Origin of the sequence: Spirillospora sp. NPDC000708 (genome assembly GCF_040299565.1) — a bacterium.
In the GTDB taxonomy this organism is placed as follows: Bacteria; Actinomycetota; Actinomycetes; order Streptosporangiales; family Streptosporangiaceae; genus Spirillospora.
Genome location: NZ_JBEPCJ010000006.1, coordinates 161,319 through 177,623, shown reverse-complemented (window position 1 = coordinate 177,623; position 16,305 = coordinate 161,319). Strand labels below are relative to the sequence as shown.

Here is a 16,305-nt window from a genome sequence, read left to right as displayed (position 1 = left end):
CTCGGATCACGCGCGGCCTCGGATCACGCTCGGCCTCGGATCACGCTCGGCCTCGGATCACGCTCGGCCTCGGATCACGCTCGGCCTCGGATCACGCTCGGCCTCGGATCACGCGCGCCCGCCGGTCAGGGGCGGCCGTCCCAGCGGGCGCGGGCCATGTCGACGCGGCGGCCGTCCGGACGCAGCGGGGTGCCCTCGGCCCGGTAGTGCTCGTGCGCCTCGACCTCGTTGCAGCTCGGCGGGCGGCCGTCCGCGCGGATCACCCGCCACCACGGCACCCCGCCGCCGAACAGCGACATCACCCGTCCGACCTGCCGCGGCCCGCCCCGCCCCACCATCTCGGCGATGTCCCCGTACGCGAGGACGCGGCCCGGCGGGATGCGGTCCACCGTGTCCAGGACCGCCTCGGCGTACTCGTCAGGTTCCGACCACATGCGACGATTCTCCAGCCCTCGTCACGCGACCGCCACCCGGCCGCCACCAGCCCCGCCAGGCACAGCGCGCAGACGGCGACGCAGGTGACCACGAGCGCGCCCGACCGGTGGACGACCTGGACGGGCCGGACGTCCCCGGCCGCGAACCGGCGCCCGGCGGGCAGCCCCGCGCCGCCCGTGCGGGCGCCCGCGAGCGCGTCGGACGCGGTCAGCGCGGCGAGCGCGTCGACCCGGCCGAAGCCGACGCCGGGGTCGTAGCCGCCGGGCGGGCGGTGCCGGGCGCTCGCCGCGACCGCCTGCGCGACCAGCGCCGGGGCCAGTCCCGGATGCCGCGACCTGACCAGCGCCGCGACGCCCGACACGAACGCGGTCGCGGGGCTCGTGCCGTCGCCGATCCAGTACCGGTCGCCGGGCCCCGCACCGACGATCTGGACGCCGGGCGCCGACACGCTGACGGCCGAGTTGCGGTTGGAGAAGTTCGCGTGCCGGCCGCGCGCGTCCACGGCCGCGACCGAGATGACGCCGGGGAACGACGCCGGATAGGAGTACCGGGCGTGGCCGCCGCGCCTGGCGGTCCGGTCGGCGCCGCCGTTGCCGGCCGCCGCGACCACCACGACGTTCCGGCCGATCGCGTAGGCGACGGCGGCGCGCTCCCGCTCGGTCGGGTACGAGCGGCCGAGCGACAGGTTGATCACGTCGGCGCCGTGGTCGACGGCGTACCGGACGCCGTCCGCGATCGTCCCCGCGTAGCGGCGGTTCCCGGTGAACGCCGCGAAGCCCGGCTCGTCCCGTTCCAGGATCACCCGCAGCGACAGCAGCCGGGCCTGCGGCGCCACCCCGACCACGCCGAGGCCGCCGCCCGGTCCGTGCCCGTGACCGGCGATGAGGGACGCCATGTTGGTGCCGTGCAGCCGCTTCGGCGGGACGCCGCGCGGCGACGCGCCCTCGGTGTAGTCGGGGCCGGTCGTCACCGAGCCCGCGAGGTCGGGCTGCTCCGGGTCCACGCCCGAGTCCAGGACCGCGACGGTGGTGCCCGCGCCGCGCGCCAGCGCCCACGCCTCCGGGACGTCCAGCGACTCCAGCACCGCCGTCACCGCGTCCCGCACCTGGTCGGCGTGCGCGGTGCCCGGGACCAGCGGCGGGACGGCGAGGGCGGCCGCGGCCAGCGCCGCGCTCAGCCGCCTCAGCACGACCACTCCGGGGTGCCGCAGCGGACGCGGGCGGGCGCGGTGAGGGGGCGCAGCACCCCGCCGGCCAGCTGCGGCGCCAGCTCGGCGAGGTCGGGCAGGTCCCGCGCGGCGCGCAGGGTCGGCCGCCCGTCGGCGTACCCGACGGTGGCGGCGACGACGTACGGGCCGCGCTGCGCGGCCGCGGCCGCCTGCCGGGCCGCGTCGGCGAACCGCGCCGCGACCGTGCCGGGGAACGGCAGCGCCCGCAGGCCCGGCGACGGCGCGCCCGCCGGGAACCACGCGACCGCGCCGTGCGCCGACGCGGTGTCCGGGAACGCGGCGACCCCGACCGTCACCGCGAGGCCCTGCGCCTGGTCGAGGTAGGTGGCGCGGAGCACCGCCAGGCAGCCGCGCGCGGCCAGCGTTCCGGACAGCCCCGGGTCCACGGCGGTGCCGCAGCGGGTGTCGGTGCCGATCCCGACGCGCCGCGCCGTCTCCGCGGAGCCCTCGTCGAGCGTGTAGCGCAGCCCGGCCGGGAAGATCCGTCCGGCGGGCCAGGCGCGGTACCGCCGGGCGATCTCGGTGGCGACGGCGGCGGACCGCTCGGCGGCCGTCGGGCCGCGCGCCACCTCGCCCGCCAGCCGGACGCCCGCGACGGCGAGCACGGCCGCGCATCCCGCCGCGACCAGCAGCGGCGCCGCCGCACGGGGCGGCCGCGGGCCGGACGGCGCGGCCGGGGCCTCGTCCGGTTCGGTGTCCGGGGCTGGGATCTCCGCGCGCGCCACGGGCGGAGCGTAACCGACCGGCCCCCGGCGGCGCCGGATGACCGGCCGGTCAGTCGATCATTCGCCCGAAGGTTCCTCCGGCGCGCCGAACGAGGGCCGCGCGCCCGGGTCCGGCGGCGCGAACGCGGGCGGCGCACCGCCCGGCGCGTCCGCCGCCCCCGCGGGCGGCGCGGGCGGCTGGGGCGCGGGCGGCTGGGGCGGGGCGAAGCCGGGGCCGGGACCGGACGGGCCGCCGGGCCGGGGCTGGGGCGGCGCGGGCGGCCCGCCCGGCGGCGCACCCCCCGGTGCTCCGCCGTACCGGGACGGCCCGTACGACGGCCGCTCCCCGAACCCGCCTCCCCGCGGCCCCCCGGGACCCGCGGGGACGGGAGCGAGGCCGGCGGGCAGGGCGCGCGGGTGGCGGCGGTGGAACGCGATCGCGACGACGACCGCGCCGATGACGCCGCCGACGCCGATCACCACGACGGCGACGACCGCCGGGGTGACCCAGGCGGGCCGGTCGATGATCGTGACCGGTCCCGGGTCGTGGTCGGCGAAGCGCTTCGCGCCGGGCTTGCCGGCGGACGCGCCGGCCGCGCCCTTGGCGAGCGAGTCGGCGGCGGCGAGGGCGCGCTGGGCGTGGACCTCGCCGAAGCCCACGTCGGGGCCGTAGCCGCTCTTCGGCGTGAAGCGGGCGCTCTCGATGAGGGCCTGGGAGACCAGCGCGGGCGCCATCTTGGGGTGCCGCGCGCGGATCAGCGCGGCGATGCCGGAGACCAGTGCGCTGGCGTCGCTCGTGCCGTCGGAGAGGAAGTAGTCCCCGCCGGGCCCGGCGACGGGCAGGCCGGCGCCGGGCGCGGACAGCACGACCGACAGGTTGCGGTTGGAGAAGGGCGCGCGCTCGTGCGACGCCTGCGTGGCGGCGACCGCGATGACGCCCGGGTAGGACGCGGGGTAGGAGTACGGCGAGAACCCGTCGCCGTCCACGAGCTCGCCGTCGTCGCCGTTGTTGCCCACGGCGGACACCACGACGACGCCCTTGCCGATGGCGTAGCCGATGGCGTCGCGCTCGGCGGGGATCTCGGTGTCCCGGCCGGGGAGGCTGATCTTGCCGAGCGACAGGTTGATGACGTCGGCGCCGTGGTCGGCGGCGTACCGGATGCCCTTCGCGACGGCGTCCTCCGCCGCCCGCGAGCTCCGGTAGCGCGCGTAGCTCGGGTCCTCCTTCTCGCCGATGACGCGGATGGCGAGGATCCGCGCCTCGGGCGCCATCCCGATGACGCCGTCGCGGCCGCCCGGCCCGTGGCCGTGCCCCGCGATCAGCGACGCCATCCCCGTGCCGTGCAGGTGGGCGGGCTTGTCGGCGCCGTCGATGGCGGCGAGCATGTTGGGGCCGACGGTGACGGACCCGGCGATGTCCTTCTGGTTCGGGTCGACGCCGGAGTCCACCAGGGCGACGGTGACGTTCCGGCCCTTGGTGATCTTCCAGGCGGCGTTCATGTCCAGCTCGTCGAGGATGCCGCGCTGCCGCTCCCGGACGATGTCGGCGTGCGCGGGCGCCGGGACGAGCGGGAGGCACGCGCCGGTGAGCGCCGCCGCCAGCAGTGCGCGCGCGGCCGCCGCGCGCCGCCCGCCCGCGGCCCGCTCGCGGCGCGTCCGCGCCCGGGTCAGCATTTCCACCCGCGCGCGTGGCAGTCGGGCAGGGCCTTGGCGGAGAGCGTCCGGGCGATCGCGGAGCCGAGCTGCGGCGCGATCGAGAACGGGTCGCCGGGCCGCTCCTTCCGGACGGCCGAGGCGGGGCGGCCGTCCGCCTCGCCGGAGGTGGTCAGCACGACGTAGGGGCCGCCGCGGTCGGACGTGCGGTCCTGCCGGGCGGCGTCGGTGAACCGCGCGGACGCGGTGCCGGGGAACGGCGCGGCGCGCAGCGCGGGGCGGACGCCGCCGTCGCCCGGCCCCTGCGAGCGGGGGATCGCCTTGTAGGCGCGGTCGGCGGCCCAGGGGTCGGCGAACGCGATGACGCCGACGGTGACGACGATGCCCTGGAGCTGGTCGGTGTAGGTGGCGCGCAGGACGGCCTTGCAGCCCTGCTGGAGGAGCGGTTCCGCGAGCTCCTGGTCGACGCCGGTGGCGCAGTTGGTGTCGGGGACGATCCCGGTCCGGGACGCGTACTCGCCGCGGCCCTCCTCCAGGCTATAGGTGATCTTGCTGGGGAAGATCCGTTCGGCGGGCCACGACTGCCAGCGCCGCGCGACCTCGGCCTTGGCGGCCCACTCCACCTCCGCGTTGGTGGGGTCGCGGTGCAGCTCGGCCCAGACGCCGCCGATCGCGATCGTGCCGGTGACCAGGTAGACGCAGCCGACGACGATCGCGGCGACCATCCACTGGCGGGCGCGCAGCCCGAGCACGGTGATCGCGGGCTCCTGCGGCCCACCCTGCATGCCCGCACCGTGCATACCACCGCCGGGCATGCCGCCACCGGGCATGCCCCCGCCCGGACCGCCGGGGGCGCCGGGCATGCCACCGCCCCACCGGCCTCCACCCGGCATGCCGCCACCGGGCGTCCAGGCCCCGGGCATTCCGGCGCCGGGCATGCCGGGGCCGGGGGGCGTCATGGGGCCGGGCGGTCCCGGAGGCGCGCCGGGGCCCGGTCCGGGCGGGCGGCCGGGAGGCTCGTCCGGCCGCCGGCCGGACGGTGCCGGAGGGCCGGGCGGCAGGTGCGGGCCAGGCGGGGGCGGCTGCTGGGAGGGGGGCAGGAATGCCACAACAGCCAAGATTAACTCTGGTTCATGACATTCCGCCCTTACATCGGGGTGAGGGGGCCCGTCCTAACCCGGACGCTCCGGCCCCGGACGTGCGGAGGGGCCCCTCCGCAGAGGGGCCCCTCCGGCACGGCGGAATGCGCGCGAGGTCACCGGTCGATGGTCCGGCGGGCCTCCTTCGCCGCGTCCTTGACCTGCTCGCCGACCTGCTTGGCGCCGCCGGCGGCCTGGTCCTTGCGGCCCTCGGCCTCCAGGTAGGGGTCGCCGGAGCGCCGCCCGGCCTCTTCCTTGCCCTGCCCCTTGGCCTTCTGGGTCTTGTTCTTGAGCTTGTCGAGGATGCCCATGGCTCCTTCTTCCGTACGAGGTCCGTACTAAGGAAGCGGTGCCCGCTACGTCCCGATCTATGCGGTCGTGAGGGAGACCCCCGCCACACCTCGGCGACCGACCCCCGCCACACCGTCCCCACCGGCCCCGTCCGGACCGGCGGCAGGGGCGCTGGCATGGGCGTTTCCGGCCACCGGCCTTAGGGGAATGCGGGCGGACATGGCAAGGTTGTCCCGTGAGGGGACGACGACGTCCCGCCCCCGTAACAGCCGAGCGTCAGCACAGGAGCACCCACCGTGTCGTTGCCACCTCTGGTCGAGCCCGCAGCGGAGCTCACCCGCGACGAGGTCAACCGCTACTCGCGGCACCTCATCATCCCCGACGTGGGGATGGCCGGGCAGAAGCGCCTCAAGAACGCCAAGGTCCTGGTCGTCGGCGCGGGCGGTCTCGGCTCCCCCGCGCTGCTCTACCTGGCCGCCGCCGGCGTCGGCACCCTCGGCGTCGTCGACTTCGACGTCGTGGACGAGTCGAACCTGCAGCGCCAGATCATCCACCGGCAGTCGTCGCTGGGCAAGCCGAAGGTCGAGTCGGCCGCCGAGACGGTCCGCGAGATCAACCCGCTGATCGACGTGGTCGTGCACGACTTCGCGCTCGACCGCGACAACATCATGGACGTGTTCGCCCAGTACGACCTGATCCTGGACGGCACCGACAACTTCGCGACCCGCTACATGGTGAACGACGCGGCGGTGCTGCTCGGCAAGCCGTACGTGTGGGGCTCCATCTACCGGTTCGACGGCCAGGCGTCGGTGTTCTGGGCCGAGCACGGCCCCTGCTACCGCTGCCTCTACCCGGAGCCGCCGCCGCCCGGGATGGTCCCGTCGTGCGCCGAGGGCGGCGTCCTCGGCGTGCTGTGCGCGTCGATCGGCTCGATCCAGGTGAACGAGGCCATCAAGCTGCTGACCGGCATCGGCGAGCCGCTGGTCGGCCGGCTGATGATCTACGACGCGCTGGAGATGACGTACCGGTCGGTCAAGGTCCGCAAGGACCCCGAGTGCCCGCTGTGCGGCAAGAACCCGACGCAGACCGAGCTGCTGGAGGACTACGAGGCCTTCTGCGGCGCGGTGTCGGAGGAGGCCACCGAGGCCGCCAAGGACTCGACGATCACCGTTCTGGACCTGAAGGCGATGCAGGACCGCGGCGACGACATCTTCCTGGTGGACGTCCGCGAGCCGAACGAGTACGAGATCGTCTCGATCCCGGGCGCGACGCTGATCCCGAAGGGCGAGTTCCTGAACGGGTCGGCGCTGGAGCGGCTGCCGCAGGACAAGAAGATCGTGCTGCACTGCAAGTCGGGCGTCCGCTCGGCCGAGGCCCTCGCCGTGGTGAAGAACGCCGGCTTCGGCGACGCCGTGCACGTCGGCGGCGGCATCCTGGCCTGGGTGAAGCAGATCGACCCGAGCCAGCCCAGCTACTGACGCGCGACGTGTTGACGCACTGACGCACTGACGCGGCGTCCCCGCGTCCACGAAGCCCCCGGATCCGCACGGATCCGGGGGCTTCGTGCTGCCCGGGCGGTTCCGGTCCGCCCGGCTCGATCAGTCCTTCTCGGGCGGACTGTAGGTGAGGCCGAGGGGCGGGGCTATCTCCTGGAGCATGAGCTCGAACATGGGCGCGGCGTCGTCGAGGGCGAAGCCGAGGTGCCCGAACGCCTCCAGGCTGACGCTGCCCTGAAGCCGCACCCAGCACTTGAGGAACTGCTGGATCACCCCGAGGGGGAGCGAGACGCCGAGGCGCTCCTCGCGGTAGCGGCGCAGCTGGGGAAGCAGGTCCGGGTCGAGCTCCTCGTCGGGCGGGACGGGGAACGGCTTCTTCTGCCACAGCTCCAGGAACAGCGACATGAACGTCCAGCCGAACTGGCGGGCGCACTCCTCGGCGAAGTCGGCCTGCTCGTCGGGGTCGAGGCCGCGGATCGGGGCGCCGAACAGCAGCGCGTACTCGCGGGGGTGCCCGAGCGACCAGCGGCGGAACTGCCGGGCGACGGACAGGAACTTGCCGCTCATGTCGTCGTGCGGCACCCGCGCGATCGCCGCCTGCAGCTCGGCCGTCAGCTCGGTGTAGACGTCGCCGACGACGTGGCGCAGGAGTTCGGAGTGGCTGTCGTAGTACCGGTAGAGCGCGGGCGCGGTCATCCCCATCTCGCGGGCGATGGCGCGCAGGGTCACCGCCTCGGGCCCCTGCTCCACGAGGATCCGCCGCGCGGTCTCGGAGATCTCCCGGACCGTCGCCTCGCGCAGCCGGTCACGCCGTGTCGTCACGCTCCGCCCCACTTCCTCCCCGGGATCCGGCCGTCACCGGCTGCCCCCGCATGATTCCCCAAAAACACCATTGACGAAAGTGAACGTCATATGCAAAGTTTACAGCGTTTGCTAGTTTACGGCGTTCACCGACGTGACGCGGTGTAACAGGCAGGGGGAACGACGATGTTCGAGCGATGGGGCCGCTGGGTGCACCGCCGGCGGCGGTGGGTGCTCGCGGTCGCGGGAGCCGCGCTGGTCTTCGCCGCCGTATGGGGGACGGGCGTGTTCGGCGCGCTCACCTCGTCCGGCGGCTTCGACACGCCCGGCAGCGAGAGCGCCCAGGCGACGAAGATCGCCGAACGCGACCTCGGGCGCGACCAGGCCGACGTGGTGGTCCTCTACCAGGGGCGCCCCGGCATGACGGTGGACGACCCGTCCTACCGCGCGTCGGTGGAGAAGGCGCTGGCCGCGCTGCCCCAGGGCAAGGTCGCCGGGAGGGCCACCTACTGGACGACCAAGGCGCCGCAGTTCGTCGGCAAGGACCGCGGCTCCACCTACGCCGTGCTCCAGCTCACCGGCAAGGACCAGGCGGCCCGGCAGGACTCCTACGACGCGATCAAGGACGACCTCACCGACGTCGGCGGCGGGCTGACCGCCAAGGTCGGCGGCTACCTCGGCACCCAGACCGCCATCAACGAGCGGGTCTCCTCCGACATCGGCCGGGCCGAGGGCATGGCCATGCCGGTGCTGCTGGTGCTGCTCGTGCTGATCTTCGGCGGGCTGGTGTCGGCGAGCCTGCCGCTGCTGATCGGCGGGCTGGCCATCCTCGGCTCGTTCACCGCGCTGCACGCGCTCACCTACGTCACCGACGTGTCGATCTTCGCGGTGAACATCACGACGTTCCTCGGGCTCGGCCTCGCGATCGACTACGGCCTGTTCATGGTCAGCCGGTTCCGGGAGGAGATCCGGCGCGACGGCGCCACCGCCGAGGACGCGGTCGCCGCGACGATGGCCACGGCCGGGCGGACCGTCGCGGTCTCCGGCGTCACGGTCGCGGTGTCGCTGTCCGGGCTGCTGCTGTTCGACCAGAACTTCCTGGTCTCGATGGGCTACGGCGGCATCGCCACCGTCTTCGTCTGCATGATCGGCGCGCTGACCGTGCTGCCGGCGCTGCTGGCCGTCCTCGGCACGAAGGTGAACGCCCTGCCGATCCGCCGCCGCAAGGCCGCCGCCGCGACGGCGCGGGGCGAGGCGGACGGCTGGTGGGGCCGGCTCGCGCACAGCGTGATGCGCCGCCCGGTGGTCTACGCCGTCGCCACCGTCGCGCTGCTGCTGACGCTGGGCAGCCCCTTCCTCCACATCAACTGGGGCGGTGTGGACGCCAAGGTGCTGCCGTCCGGCGCCGACGCGCGGGTCGTCTCCGAGGCGCTGCAGACCGAGTTCCCGAGCAACTCCACCGAAGCGATCCAGGCGGTCGTGACCGGCACGTCCGACCGGGCCGCGATCCAGTCGTACGGCGACCGGCTCGCGGCGCTGCCCGGCGCGACCGGCGCGACCGTGACCGGCGCCAAGGGCGAGACGACGCGGATCGCGCTCACCTACTCCGCCGAGCCCGACTCCGCCGCCGCGCGCGACCTCGTCCACCACGTCCGGGACGTCCCGCCGCCGCCCGGCGCGCGCTCCTACGTCGGCGGCGGCACCGCCGACGTCGTCGACCAGCTGTCCAGCATCGGCGGGACGCTGCCGTGGCTGGCGCTGCTCGTCGGCGGCGTCACGTTCGCGCTGCTGTTCCTCGCGTTCGGCTCGGTGGTGCTGCCGCTGAAGGCGATCGTGATGAACATGCTGTCGCTGTCGGCGACGTTCGGCGTGGTCGTGCTGATCTTCCAGGACGGGCACCTGTCCGGCCTCCTGGACTTCACCGCGACCGGCGCCATCTCCCCGTCGATGCCGATCCTGATGCTGGCGATGCTGTTCGGCATCTCGATGGACTACGAGGTGTTCCTGCTGTCGCGGGTCCGCGAGCAGTACGACCTGACCGGCTCCAACACCACCGCGGTCGCGACCGGGGTGCAGCGCACCGGCGCCATCATCACCAGCGCCGCGCTGCTGTTCATCGTCGTGATCGGCGCGTTCGCCACGTCCGGCGTCGCGTTCATCAAGATGACCGGCGTGGGGATGGCGGTCGCGATCCTGGTGGACGCGACGGTCGTCCGGGCGCTGCTGGTGCCGGCGACGATGCGGCTGCTCGGCCGCGCGAACTGGTGGGCGCCCGGCCCGCTGGCCCGGCTGTACGGGCGGTACGGGCTCCGCGAGGGCGACTCCGCCCCGCCGCCGCGTTCGCAGGAGCCGGCGTCCGCGCACTGAGCGCCCGGACGCCCCTGTCCGAGGCAGGTCCGAGGCCGTGTCCCGCCGCGCGCGGGGCGCGGCCTCGCGGCGCGTTCCGGAAGGGCGTGGGAGAAAGGCGCGGGAGAAAACGGTCGCCAAAATTCCAAAGCGCTTGTGGTCCGCCTCACCCGGCGGGAAACTGAATGACGTTCGCCCCGCGCCGTTCGTGTGACGCGCACCGCGACGGCCCGCGCCCGGCGACCCTCTCCCGCACCCGTTCACGGGTATTCCCCTGGAGGCACCATGCCCACGCTGGCGACCACCGAGGCCGACGTCGCCCTCGGCCACCTGGAGCGCCTGACCGAGGAGCTGCGCTCGCGCGGCTGGACGGTGGAGCTGGCCCCGCCGTCGGACCGCTGGCCCTCCGCGCTCGTCGCCAACCCCGAGATGCGGATGTTCAACGAGAACGTGATCGCCGTGCAGGAACGTTCCGACGGCTCGTGGTCGTACTTCTACGGCTGGGGCGAGCGGATCGCGCCGTGCACCGACGCGTCCGCCGCCGCCTCGATGCTGATCCGCGTGCTGGCCGTCCGCCGCGACGCGTGACCCCGCCGCGGGCCGTCCGCCGCGAGAGCGGGCTCACATCCCGGACGGTTCGGAGATCAACGCAGGTCACATAGCATGTCGGTCATGCTCTGGACGCGGTATGCGGCGATCGGCGACTCCTTCACGGAAGGGGTCGGCGACCCCGCCGGGGACGCCGGCGGAGGCTGGCGCGGCTGGGCGGACCGGGTGGCGGCCGAACTCGCCGCCCGGTCGGACGGGCCCGGCGCGCCCCGGTTCGGCTACGCCAACCTGGCGGTCCGCGGCCGGCTGCTGGACCGGATCGTCGACGAGCAGCTCCCCGCCGCCCTGGACCTGAAGCCCGACCTCGTGTCGGTGTCGGGCGGCGGCAACGACCTGCTGCGGCCCGGCCTCGACATCGACGCGCTCGCCGCCCGGATGGACGAGGCCGTCGCCGCGATCCGCGCGGCCGGCGCCGACGCGGTGCTGTTCACCGGCGTCGACCCGGTCGGCTCCCCCGTCATCCGGCGCACGCGCGGGCGCGTCGCCGTCTACAACGAGCACCTGCGGGCGATCGCGGCCCGCCGCGGCGCGTTCGTCGTCGACCAGTGGTCCATGGACGTCCTGCGCGACTGGCGCTGCTGGAGCGTCGACCGCCTGCACATGTCGCCCGAGGGGCACCGGCGCGTCGCGCTCGCGATGCTGGAGGCCCTCGGCGTCCCGGACGCGGGCGACTGGCGCGAGCCGGCGCTGGAGCCGCTGCCGGAGCTGAGCCGGGGCGCGCAGCGGCTGGCGAACGCCCGCTGGGCGCGCGGCTACCTGGCCCCGTGGGTCGGGCGGCGGCTGCGCGGCCGCTCGTCCGGCGACCTCGTCACCGCCAAGCGCCCCACGCTCGCGCCGATCGAGTAGCCCGGGCGTCCGCGGAGGCTAGGCCGACTTGCGGGTGCGGCTCTTCGCCGGCTCCTTCTTCCCGCCGGACTTCGACGGCGTCTTGCGGCCGCGCGACGCGGGCTTCTTCTGCGTCTCCTTCTCCGACGACGCCGCCGCCTTGCCGCCGCCCCCGCCGCCGCGGCTCTTCTTCGCCGCCTCGACGCTGGCGCGCAGCGCGCTCAGCAGGTCCGCCGCGGGCTCCTCCTCGGCCTCCTCGGACGGCCGGGTCACCTCGCGCCCCTCGACCTTCGCGTCGATCACCGCCTGGAGCGCCTCCCGGTAGGCGTCCTTGTACTCGCTCGGGTCGAAGTCGCCCGCCATCGAGTCGATCAGCGACGACGCCATCGACAGCTCCTGCTTGCGGACCTCGATGTCCTCGTCCAGGAACGGGAAGTCGGGCTCGCGCACCTCGTCCGGCCACAGCATCGTCTCCAGGACGAACACGCCGCCCCGCACCCGCAGCGTCGCCAGCGACTCGCGCTGCCGCAGCGCCACCTTCACGATGGCGACCTGGTCGGAGTTCTCCAGCGCGTCGCGCAGCAGCACGTACGGCTTCGCGCCCTGCGCGTCCGGCTCCAGGTAATAGGACTTGGCGAAGTAGATCGGGTCGACCTCGGACTCCTCGACGAACTGGAGCACGTCGATGCGGCGGCTGGTGGTCAGCGGCAGGTCGGCGAAGTCCTCGTCGGTGAGGATCACCATCTCGCCGCTCGGCAGCTCGTACCCCTTCGCGATGTCGGAGTACGGCACCTCCTCGCCGTCGACGGTGCAGACCCGCTTGTACCGGATGCGGCCGCCGTCCTCCCGGTGCACCTGGTGGAAGCTGACGTCCCGCTGCTCGGTCGCGGAGTACAGCTTCACCGGGATCGTCACCAGCCCGAACGAGATAGCGCCCTTCCAGATGCTCCGCATGCCGTTGTCCTTACCCAGCCCGGTCCGCTCCTCCCCTTAGCGTCGCAACCCCGTTCGATTTGCGCCATAACGGGCACTTGATCCTTTTCTTGGGCGCGGGCATCGGGTAAGACGCCGGTATGACCATGCCATGGCCCGTCGAGCCGATGATGGCCGCCACCGGCGACCTCCCCGACGACGGCGGACGCTGGGGCCTGGAGCTCAAATGGGACGGCGTCCGGGTCGTCTCGCAGGTGTCGCCGGACGGCGTCCGCGCCACCGGCCGGCGCGGGAACGACGTGACCTCGCGCTACCCCGAGCTCACCGCGCTCGCCGATCTGCTGCCCGACCACGACGTCGTGCTGGACGGCGAGATCGTCGCGTTCGAGCGGGGCCGGCCGAGCTTCGAGCGCCTCCAGCGGCGGATGCACGTGTCGGAGCCGCACCCCCGGCTGATCCGCGAGGTCCCCGTCCGGTACGTGGTCTTCGACGTGCTGTTCCTGGACGGCCGGGTGCTCTACGACGTCCCCTACGCCGAGCGGCGGTCGCTGCTCGACGGCCTCGACCTCGCCGGCAGCGGACCCGTCGAGGTGCCCCCCTACCTGCACGGCGGCGACACCACCCAGGTGGACGAGCTGCTCGCCTTCACCATCGAGGAGCACCTGGAGGGCCTGCTCGCCAAGCGGCTGGACTCCCCGTACCGGCCGGGCCGCCGCGTCGACTTCTGGCGCAAGGTGAAGAACTTCCAGACCCGCGAGGTGGTCGTCTGCGGCTGGAAGCCCGGCCGGGGACGCCGCGAGGGCGGCGTCGGCTCGCTGCTGCTCGGCGAGTACGACCCCAAGGGGCGGCTCGGGTTCGTCGGGCACGTCGGCACCGGTTTCAGCGACCGGGTCCTCGACGAGCTGTACGAGGCGCTGTGGCCGCTGCGCCGCCCGACCAGCCCGTTCGACGAGGCCGTCCCGCGCGAGCACGCCCGCGACGCCCAGTGGGTTGAGCCGCGCCTCGTCGGGGAGGTCGCCTACAGCGCCCGCACCAGGGACGGCCGCCTCCGCTTCCCGTCCTGGCGCGGGCTGCGCGACGACAAGGACCCCCTGGAGGTCACGAGTGAGCAGTGAGACCCCCGCGCCGGAGCACCCGTGGTGAGCGGCCGGCAGGTCGAGGTGGACGGCCGCCGGCTCAGCCTGTCCAACCTCGACAAGAACCTGTACCCGGAGTTCACCAAGGGCGAGGTCATCGACTACTACGCGCGGATCGCGCCGGTGATGCTGCCGCATCTGAAGGACCGTCCGGCCACCCGGATCCGCTGGCCGGAGGGCGTGGACGGCGGGAAGTTCTTCGAGAAGAACGCGCCCTCGCACACGCCGGACTGGGTGCGGACGGCGGAGATCCCCACGCCGGGCAGCTCGTCCGGCCGCGAGACGGCGGACTTCGTCGTCGTCGACGACCTGCCGACGCTCGTGTGGTGCGCGAACCTCGCCGCGCTGGAGCTGCACGTCCCGCAGTGGAAGGTCGGCCCGCGCGGCGGGCTGCGCGCCCCCGACCTGGTGGTGTTCGACCTGGACCCGGGGGCGCCCGCGACGATCGTCGAGGCGTGCGAGGTGGCCGGGCTGCTGCGCGACGTGCTCGCCGAGGACGGCTTCGACTCCTACCCGAAGACCAGCGGCAAGAAGGGCCTGCACCTGTACGTGCCGATCAAGGAGCCGAACGACGCGGCGCGGACGTCGGAGTACGCCAAGGCCGCCGCGCAGCGCCTCGCGTCGGAGCATCCGGACCTGGTCGTCGCGAAGATGGAGAAGCGGCTGCGCAAGGGCAGGGTCTTCGTGGACTGGAGCCAGAACAACCCGGCCAAGACGACCGTCGCGCCCTACTCGCTGCGCGCCGCGTCCAGCCCGTCGGTGTCCACCCCGATCACCTGGGAGGAGCTGGAGTCCTGCGGGGACGCCGCCGACCTGGTGTTCTCCCCCGACGAGGTGCTCGGGCGGGTCGACAAGCACGGGGACCTGCTGGAACCCCTGCTGGACGGGCGCAGGCGCGCCCTCCCGTGACCCCGCCGGCCCGCCGCCGCGACACGATCTCCCCCTTTTCGGGCGCCGTATGTGTCCGAACGGCCACGCTCCGGCGCCGACTTCCGCCACCATGAGCACGGGGACGCAATGTGAGCGGGGACACACCCGCCGGTGCGGAAGGAAGATCAGTTGTCGCAGAACCATCACTACGACGCCGTGGTGCTGGGCGGGGGGACGGCGGGAGAGCTGGTCGCGACCGGCCTCGCCCGCGCCGGGCGCGACGTCGCGCTCGTCGAGAACCGCCTGGTCGGCGGTGAATCGCGGTATTTCGCGTGCGTCCCGTCCAAATCGCTGCTGCTGTCGGCGCGGCGCGGCGAGACCTGGGAGATGGCGGTCGCCCGCCGCGACGCCCTCACCGGGTACCGCGCGGACGAGCGGATCGTCGCCCGGATGGCCGAGGAGGGCGTCACCGTGCTGCGCGGCCGCGGCCAGGTGACCGCGCCCGGCCGGATCGAGGTGGACGGCGCCGAGCACGGCTTCGGCGACCTCGTGCTGTGCACCGGCAGCGAGCCGGTGATCCCGCCCGTCGACGGCCTCGCCGACGTCCCGCTGTGGACGAGCGACGGCGCCCTGTCGGTGCCCGACCTGCCGCGCCGGCTCGTCGTCCTCGGCGGCGGCCCGGTCGGCTGCGAGCTGGCGCAGGTGTACGCGGCGTTCGGCTCGCAGGTGTCGCTGGTCGAGGCGTCCGGGCGGCTGCTGACCGCCGAGGCGCCGTTCGCCGGGGAGGTGCTCGCCGACGCGCTCCGCCGGATGGGCGTCGACCTGCGCCTCGGCGCCGGCCTGAGCCACGTCGAGCGCAAGGAGTCGGGGCTGCGGCTGTGGCTGTCGGACGGCGGCACGCTGGACGCCGACCGGATCCTGGTCGCCGCCGGGCGCCGCCCCCGGGTCGAGGGGCTCGGCCTGGAGACCCTCGGCGTCGCCACGTCGCCCGGCCACGGCGTGCCGGTGGACGAGACGTGCCGGGTCCCGTCGACGTCCGGCGACGTGTGGGCGGCGGGCGACGTCACCGGCGTCGCCCGCACCACGCACGCCGCCCGCTACCAGGCGCGGCTCGTCCTGGCCAACCTGCTCGGCGAGCACCGCGCGGCCGACTACCGCGCGATCCCCCGGGTCGTGTACACGACCCCCACCGTCTACGCGGTCGGGATCTCCCCGAAGCAGGCGGAGGAACTCGGAATAGACCTCCTCACCGCCGGGTACGACCTCGCCGCGACGGCGCGGGCGGCGGTCGAGGCCGACGATCGCGGCCGGGTCGAGTTGTACGCCGACCGCTCCCGGGGGCTGCTGATCGGCGCCGCCGCCGCCGGACTCTACGCTGAGGAGTGGATGAGCGAGATCGCGCTGGCCATCCGCGCGGAGACGCCGCTGAGCGTGCTCACCGACGTCGTGCACGCGTTCCCGACCTACGGCGAGTCCGTGGAGGCGCCGCTGCGGGAACTGGCCGGCCGCCTGTGACGGACCTTCCGATGGGCCCTTCCGAGGAGGACGCGTGATGAGCGAGACCGACGACCTGGAGCGGGAGCCGCTGCCCGAGGACGCCAACGAGGCCGACACCGCCGAGCAGCGGGCCGACCTCGGCGAGGAGGGCGAGGACGGCGAGGAGACGACCGAGTGGGCGGCGCAGCTGCCGATGGACGTCAACGAGGCCGACGCCGCCGAGCAGCACCGGGAGATCCCGCTCGACGAGGACGACTACCGCTGACCGCCGGCGGCCCGCGGCCGCCGCGCCGGAGCGTCCGTCCGGGTCCGGCGGACGACGCGTCCGGCTGCGGCGGTCCG

General features: G+C 74.4%; 16 protein-coding genes. 8 read left to right on the top strand and 8 right to left on the bottom strand.

The genetic code is table 11. From position 1 onward, the window contains the following. Nucleotides 1-125: 125 nt before the first annotated feature. From ABT299_RS07525 to ABT299_RS07500, 6 genes are all read right to left on the bottom strand, one after another. The gene (locus ABT299_RS07525) at nt 126-389 is read right to left on the bottom strand and encodes an MGMT family protein (RefSeq protein WP_347256539.1); all 264 of its coding nucleotides are present in this window, start codon (nt 387-389) and stop codon (nt 126-128) included. Continuing rightward, entirely contained in the window at nt 299-1,624 is a 1,326-nt protein-coding gene (locus ABT299_RS07520) for a S8 family serine peptidase (protein WP_500250119.1), read from the bottom strand. Before ABT299_RS07520 ends, ABT299_RS07525 begins: the two co-directional genes overlap by 91 nt. Then, on the bottom strand, nt 1,618-2,388 hold the full coding sequence (locus tag ABT299_RS07515) for a hypothetical protein (RefSeq protein ID WP_241755235.1): 771 nt from the start codon (nt 2,386-2,388) through the stop codon (nt 1,618-1,620). The genes ABT299_RS07520 and ABT299_RS07515 overlap by 7 nt, the downstream gene beginning before the upstream one ends. 57 nt (nt 2,389-2,445) lie before the next feature. Then, entirely contained in the window at nt 2,446-4,041 is a 1,596-nt protein-coding gene (locus tag ABT299_RS07510; RefSeq protein WP_500250118.1) for a S8 family serine peptidase, read from the bottom strand. Next, a complete protein-coding gene (locus ABT299_RS07505; protein ID WP_500250117.1) occupies nt 4,035-4,805 on the bottom strand; it encodes a hypothetical protein in 771 nt (256 codons plus the stop codon). The genes ABT299_RS07510 and ABT299_RS07505 overlap by 7 nt, the downstream gene beginning before the upstream one ends. A 470-nt stretch (nt 4,806-5,275) precedes the next feature. Then, nucleotides 5,276-5,470 carry a CsbD family protein gene (locus tag ABT299_RS07500; protein ID WP_190868688.1) on the bottom strand — a complete coding sequence of 65 codons (195 nt, stop codon included), beginning with the start codon at nt 5,468-5,470 and terminating at the stop codon, nt 5,276-5,278. A gap of 276 nt (nt 5,471-5,746) precedes the next feature. Between ABT299_RS07500 and moeZ the strand changes: the two genes are divergently transcribed. Beyond that, on the top strand, nt 5,747-6,928 hold the full coding sequence (moeZ, locus tag ABT299_RS07495; protein WP_190868687.1) for an adenylyltransferase/sulfurtransferase MoeZ: 1,182 nt from the start codon (nt 5,747-5,749) through the stop codon (nt 6,926-6,928). Between the two features lie 120 nt (nt 6,929-7,048). Here moeZ and ABT299_RS07490 read toward each other — a convergent pair whose 3' ends face one another. Beyond that, nucleotides 7,049-7,768, bottom strand: coding sequence for a WHG domain-containing protein (locus tag ABT299_RS07490; RefSeq protein ID WP_190868686.1), 720 nt, complete (start codon nt 7,766-7,768; stop codon nt 7,049-7,051). Between the two features lie 165 nt (nt 7,769-7,933). Between ABT299_RS07490 and ABT299_RS07485 the strand changes: the two genes are divergently transcribed. From ABT299_RS07485 to ABT299_RS07475, 3 genes are all read left to right on the top strand, one after another. Next, complete coding sequence (locus ABT299_RS07485) at nt 7,934-10,114, top strand: MMPL family transporter (protein WP_500250116.1); 2,181 nt, start codon at nt 7,934-7,936, stop codon at nt 10,112-10,114. A 264-nt stretch (nt 10,115-10,378) separates the two neighbouring features. Next, nucleotides 10,379-10,681, top strand: coding sequence for a hypothetical protein (locus ABT299_RS07480; RefSeq protein WP_190868684.1), 303 nt, complete (start codon nt 10,379-10,381; stop codon nt 10,679-10,681). A gap of 84 nt (nt 10,682-10,765) precedes the next feature. Then, nucleotides 10,766-11,548, top strand: a complete 783-nt coding sequence (locus tag ABT299_RS07475) for an SGNH/GDSL hydrolase family protein (RefSeq protein ID WP_347257174.1) — start codon at nt 10,766-10,768, stop codon at nt 11,546-11,548. Nucleotides 11,549-11,566: 18 nt separating this feature from the next. On the opposite strand, the gene ku is transcribed toward ABT299_RS07475, so the two are convergent. Then, nucleotides 11,567-12,481 carry a non-homologous end joining protein Ku gene (ku, locus tag ABT299_RS07470; protein ID WP_500250115.1) on the bottom strand — a complete coding sequence of 305 codons (915 nt, stop codon included), beginning with the start codon at nt 12,479-12,481 and terminating at the stop codon, nt 11,567-11,569. 119 nt (nt 12,482-12,600) lie between these two features. Between ku and ligD (ABT299_RS07465) the strand changes: the two genes are divergently transcribed. From ligD (ABT299_RS07465) to ABT299_RS07450, 4 genes are all read left to right on the top strand, one after another. Then, complete coding sequence (gene ligD / locus ABT299_RS07465) at nt 12,601-13,575, top strand: non-homologous end-joining DNA ligase (protein ID WP_190868681.1); 975 nt, start codon at nt 12,601-12,603, stop codon at nt 13,573-13,575. A 24-nt stretch (nt 13,576-13,599) separates the two neighbouring features. Then, nucleotides 13,600-14,505 (top strand): non-homologous end-joining DNA ligase, encoded by a 906-nt coding sequence (gene ligD / locus ABT299_RS07460; protein WP_500250114.1) that lies wholly within the window; start codon nt 13,600-13,602, stop codon nt 14,503-14,505. A gap of 150 nt (nt 14,506-14,655) precedes the next feature. Next, nucleotides 14,656-15,981, top strand: coding sequence for a dihydrolipoyl dehydrogenase family protein (locus tag ABT299_RS07455; protein ID WP_194737836.1), 1,326 nt, complete (start codon nt 14,656-14,658; stop codon nt 15,979-15,981). A 37-nt stretch (nt 15,982-16,018) separates the two neighbouring features. Continuing rightward, entirely contained in the window at nt 16,019-16,228 is a 210-nt protein-coding gene (locus ABT299_RS07450; RefSeq protein ID WP_190868679.1) for an Rv3202a family protein, read from the top strand. Nucleotides 16,229-16,305 lie beyond the last annotated feature (77 nt).

Excerpts from the sequence above, each read along its gene's own strand:
- ABT299_RS07450 (WP_190868679.1), top strand. The coding sequence starts at position 16,019 with ATGAGCGAGACCGACGACCTGGAGCGGGAGCCGCTGCCCGAGGACGCC.
- ku (WP_500250115.1), bottom strand. The coding sequence starts at position 12,481 with ATGCGGAGCATCTGGAAGGGCGCTATCTCGTTCGGGCTGGTGACGATC.
- ligD (WP_190868681.1), top strand. The coding sequence starts at position 12,601 with ATGACCATGCCATGGCCCGTCGAGCCGATGATGGCCGCCACCGGCGAC.
- ABT299_RS07505 (WP_500250117.1), bottom strand. The coding sequence starts at position 4,805 with ATGCAGGGTGGGCCGCAGGAGCCCGCGATCACCGTGCTCGGGCTGCGC.
- ABT299_RS07480 (WP_190868684.1), top strand. The coding sequence starts at position 10,379 with ATGCCCACGCTGGCGACCACCGAGGCCGACGTCGCCCTCGGCCACCTG.
- ABT299_RS07510 (WP_500250118.1), bottom strand. The coding sequence starts at position 4,041 with ATGCTGACCCGGGCGCGGACGCGCCGCGAGCGGGCCGCGGGCGGGCGG.
- ABT299_RS07475 (WP_347257174.1), top strand. The coding sequence starts at position 10,766 with ATGCTCTGGACGCGGTATGCGGCGATCGGCGACTCCTTCACGGAAGGG.
- ABT299_RS07485 (WP_500250116.1), top strand. The coding sequence starts at position 7,934 with ATGTTCGAGCGATGGGGCCGCTGGGTGCACCGCCGGCGGCGGTGGGTG.
- ABT299_RS07500 (WP_190868688.1), bottom strand. The coding sequence starts at position 5,470 with ATGGGCATCCTCGACAAGCTCAAGAACAAGACCCAGAAGGCCAAGGGG.